The organism is Syntrophobacterales bacterium, assembly GCA_031274925.1.
Lineage (GTDB): Bacteria > Desulfobacterota > Syntrophorhabdia > Syntrophorhabdales > Syntrophorhabdaceae > PNOM01.
Genome location: JAISPL010000005.1, coordinates 50,001 through 54,645, shown reverse-complemented (window position 1 = coordinate 54,645; position 4,645 = coordinate 50,001). Strand labels below are relative to the sequence as shown.

At 46.6% G+C, this 4,645-nt stretch carries 1 protein-coding gene and 2 rRNA genes (1 of these 3 running past the window's edge); all 3 read right to left on the bottom strand.

Translation table 11 applies throughout. The features are described 5' to 3' along the window. Nucleotides 1-1,394 precede the first annotated feature (1,394 nt). Nucleotides 1,395-2,444: an acyltransferase gene (locus LBQ00_00820; protein MDR2017419.1), complete on the bottom strand. Its 1,050-nt coding sequence runs from the start codon at nt 2,442-2,444 to the stop codon at nt 1,395-1,397. 68 nt (nt 2,445-2,512) lie between these two features. Further along, a 5S ribosomal RNA gene (gene rrf, locus LBQ00_00815) occupies nt 2,513-2,629 on the bottom strand. A gap of 128 nt (nt 2,630-2,757) precedes the next feature. Beyond that, nucleotides 2,758-4,645 (bottom strand): 23S ribosomal RNA (locus tag LBQ00_00810); it runs 1,123 nt beyond the window's last position.

Genomic DNA, 4,645 nt, shown 5'->3' with positions numbered 1-4,645 from the left:
TGGACAAAGTCTCTTTTTCTCCATCTCTCAATAGTTTTTAGATTCACGCCATAATGTACTGCAAGCTTTATCAGGCTTTCTTGACTATTTTATTATTTCTCTACGCACTACCTGAGTTGTCCTGGCGTGAGCATGGAGTACATGTCCCATAGTTTTTCCTTTCTTAAGTGAGGTATGGTATATGCCATTACTTATAAAAAAAAAGGGGGGGGTAAACAGCTAATCCCTTTTGACATAAAGCAAGGCCTCAACGGTCAATGCCAGTAAAACGAATGTCGCAAACATAATATCCAACTTATTACCGTGTGAACACTCGCCGTAAGCGTTTGATTCTTTGGTTAAGATGGACCTCATGCTTTTCGCGCCACTAATGAGACAGAGTTCCTTCCCCACCATGGCGTGCTTCTTATTCACCAAAATATATCTTCTTCTTATGTGCCAACGTAATTACTTCGGAGACACATAGATGGCTTTTTCCTTGATTAAATCAATTTGATTTAACTACTATATCCACATTCGACGAACCAAGACAAAATATCGGATGTAGTGATGCAGTCTAATGCTTCTGCAATCGCTTTTTCCAATACTTCCTTGGTTCTGGCTTTGACTTTTCACAGATAAACGACCACATCATCTCAATCGGGTTGAAGTCCGGGCTATAAAACAACCTTTGCTCCGACAGCAATAATGGGATCAACCACGCCTTTGACTTTGCGAGGAGTCAAATTATCCATGGATGACAATGAGGGTACGCGCGTCATACACGAGAGGAACTGTGTGAAAGAACTGAGAGGTGCTATAGTCATGCCTGTGTTCGTGCCGCTTTCAAGCGTACTGATCTCCATGTTCGCTTGAGCCTACATACTCACGATTTTGCTCTATGGCGTGCAGTGTTTTTTTGAAGCGTAGCCCCTTCCTGCACAACGCTGAAACGCAAATATCGTCAATCAATTTTTGTAGAGCAATATCAGGCTGCTCATTGATTTTTCTTGTTATGCTATCCAAATGCTGTGCAGACAATACCGGCTTTCTTCCGTTTGGGTTTGGTCGAGGTTCCCTGTTTCCTTATATAGCGCCCATAGTTTTGTAATTGTACTTTTGTTTACTTCTTTTTCGCGGGCTATCACATCCTCGGCATCTTCGATAATACGTTTCCGCAAGTCGTTTGACAATGGTTTCGGCATAACGCAAACTCCTCTTTATTCTCGTTGCTTGCATTATATAATAAGTATACGTTATGTCAAATTGGTATAATATGACTACAATCTGTTGTTTTTTGATTAGGAGGGCAGGTTTGCGAGGGGGAGATTTAGGCCAAGTACACCTTATCCTCAACAGATCTCTCATGTCCAAGGCCGTTTTATCCTATTGGCCGGTTGAATAAAAACAGGCCCTCAAACGAAATAATCTTTTAAATATCTATTTTTCGCACATGTCATTACGAGAAAGAGAGCAGCACCATAAGCAACGCAAGCGCAGGCAATCTCTGTGGGTATATTGTATAATCTCGCCCTCAAGGGGGAGAGCAGGTCCAAGAAAAGCATATGAGACGTGTATATTCCAAGAGTATATTTTCCTATGGATGGCATTATGGTGCTGCGACCTATATTTCTCCATGAGAGAAGTACCATGAAACACCCCGTTGCCATCAATACGGTGCTCAAGAGGTTATGATTGCCTAATGGATTTATGTTGGCCCTGAGTAAATAGTGCTCCATGAAATAAAAGCAGTAGCCTGTGACAGCAGCAAGAATGGCGATTAATGGGAACGAGGGTGGTTTCCTTGAGGAAAGAAACCACCCGATGGAAAAAAGCACCGGCAGTGAACAGACAATCCCAGCCGGTTTTAAAAGATCTATTTCAATACCCAACTTCACAGGCAGAAAAGAATATGTCCTGACAAGGAGCGAAAAAAGGTAGAGCGCAAAAGTAAAGATTAAAAGCCCTGTCTCATGTTTCCTCCCGCCGAAAAGTTTTACGATGTAAGCGCTCATACTTATGGAAAATAAGAACCACAGAGGACCACTCCCTCCAGTGATCAAGGCAATGACCGGATTACCAATCATGCTCAGAATTCTGGAGTGCACAAGAACGACCCAATTTCTCAACGAGAAACCATCCAAACAAGGAAAAATGAGATACACGAGCGACCAGAACAGAAAAACCTTCACCATCTTACGCCCGTACAGCTCGAATACTGCATTCAAATTAGCCCCGCGATAGACTTTTTTACCAAAGAAGTATCCTGAAGCTATAGCAAAAAAAGGGACATAGATAGTGGATGTCTGTTTCCATGCAATATATATAGCCCCCCAGTTTCCCCCTAGCGCACTACACATCACTCCAAAGTTGGTATGGTGGAGTATAACTCCGAACATTGCAATGGATTTGAACGAATCTATACTGTAAATGCGGCGTTGACTTTGCCATCCATTTTCCCCCACAGATCCTCCAATATCTATTTTTAAAAAAAGACCCGGAGATAGATATATCTCCGGGTCTTTCATCTTAACCCCGGCGACTACCTACTTTCCCACAGAATCACCCCTGCAGTATCATCGGCGTAACAGAGCTTAACTACCGTGTTCGGGATGGGAACGGGTGTTACCTCCGTGCTATGGTCACCGGGAAACCTTAAATGCTTTTTCATTAATAGCCGCCCACATAGAAGTCAGCCATCTGGTTTCTCTTGAGGCGGGTAACTACGCCCGCCGCACATCTAAATTTTAGTGACAACTATATATGTTTATTTGATTTATGGCCAAGCCTCTCGACCTATTAGTACTGGTAGGCTCAACATATCACTATGCTTACACCATCAGCCTATCAACCACGTAGTCTACGTGGGGTCTTAGCCCAATATTGCTATCAGGCGGGACAACTCATCTTGGAGCAGGCTTCCCACTTAGATGCTTTCAGTGGTTATCCTTTCCGAACATAGCTACCCGGCGCGTGCCACTGGCGTGACAACCGGTACACTAGAGGTCCGTCCATCCCGGTCCTCTCGTACTAGGGACAGCCCTCCTCAATTGTCCTGCGCCCACGGCAGATAGGGACCGAACTGTCTCACGACGTTCTAAACCCAGCTCACGTACCGCTTTAATTGGCGAACAGCCAAACCCTTGGGACCTACTTCAGCCCCAGGATGCGATGAGCCGACATCGAGGTGCCAAACCTCCCCGTCGATGTGAACTCTTGGGGGAGATAAGCCTGTTATCCCCGGCGTACCTTTTATCCGTTGAGCGATGGCCCTTCCATTTGGAACCACCGGATCACTAAGACCAACTTTCGTTCCTGCTCGACTTGTAGGTCTCACAGTCAGGCTGGCTTATGCCTTTGCACTCATCGGCTGGTTTCCAATCAGCCTGAGCCAACCTTCGTGCGCCTCCGTTACTTTTTTGGAGGCGACCGCCCCAGTCAAACTACCCACCAGACAGTGTCCTCGACCCGGATTACGGGCCAGAGTTAGAATCTCAAAACAACAAGGGTGGTATTTCAACGTTGGCTCCACGGCAACTAGCGTCACCGCTTCAAAGCCTCCCACCTATCCTACACATGTTACCCCGAAATCCACTGTCAAGCTGTAGTAAAGGTGCACGGGGTCTTTCCGTCTAGCCGCGGGTTGAGGGTATCTTCACCCCCATTACAATTTCACTGAGTCCCTGGTTGAGACAGCGGGGCAATCGTTACGCCATTCATGCAGGTCGGAACTTACCCGACAAGGAATTTCGCTACCTTAGGACCGTTATAGTTACGGCCGCCGTTTACTGGGGCTTCGGTTCAACGCTTCTCCCAATTTCTTAGAATGACATCTCCCCTTAACCTTCCAGCACCGGGCAGGCGTCAGACCCTATACTTCCTCTTATGAGTTTGCAGAGTCCTGTGTTTTTAGTAAACAGTCGCCACCCCCTCTTTGTTGCAGCTCCGGAATGCTTCAGAAGCAAGTTCTTACACATTCCAAAGCACACCTTCTCCCGAAGTTACGGTGCAATTTTGCTAAGTTCCTTAACCAGGGTTGTCTCAAGCGCCTTAGGATTCTCTCCTCGCCCACCTGTGTCGGTTTACGGTACGGTCATCAGACAAGCTCACTACGAGGCTTTTCTTGGAAGCGTGGGATCAGCCAGTTTATGCTCTAAAAGAGCTCCTCATCACATCTCGGGGTTATGATCTCACGGATTTGCCTATAAGATCCCCCTACCTGCTTGAACCGGGTATTCCGTCACCCGGATGACTTACCCTTCTCCGTCCCCTCTTCGCTCAAACGCTCATCTGGTGGTACAGAAATATTAATCTGTTTCCCATCAGCTACGCCTTTCGGCCTCGCCTTAGGGACCGACTAACCCTGAGAGGATTACCCTTGCTCAGGAAACCTTGGGCTTACGGCGACAAGGTTTTTCACCTTGTTTATCGTTACTCATGTCAGCATACTCTCTTCTGCGTCCTCCAGCGCCTCTCACGAGACACCTTCACAGGTAAGCAGAATGCTCCCCTACCATCCGTACCAGAGGTACGAATCCACAGCGTCGGTAATGTGCTTAGCCCCGTTACATTTTCGGCGCAGGTCTGCTAGACCAGTGAGCTGTTACGCTTTCTTTAAAGGATGGCTGCTTCTAAGCCAACCTCCTGGCTGTTTTAGTGGACCCAC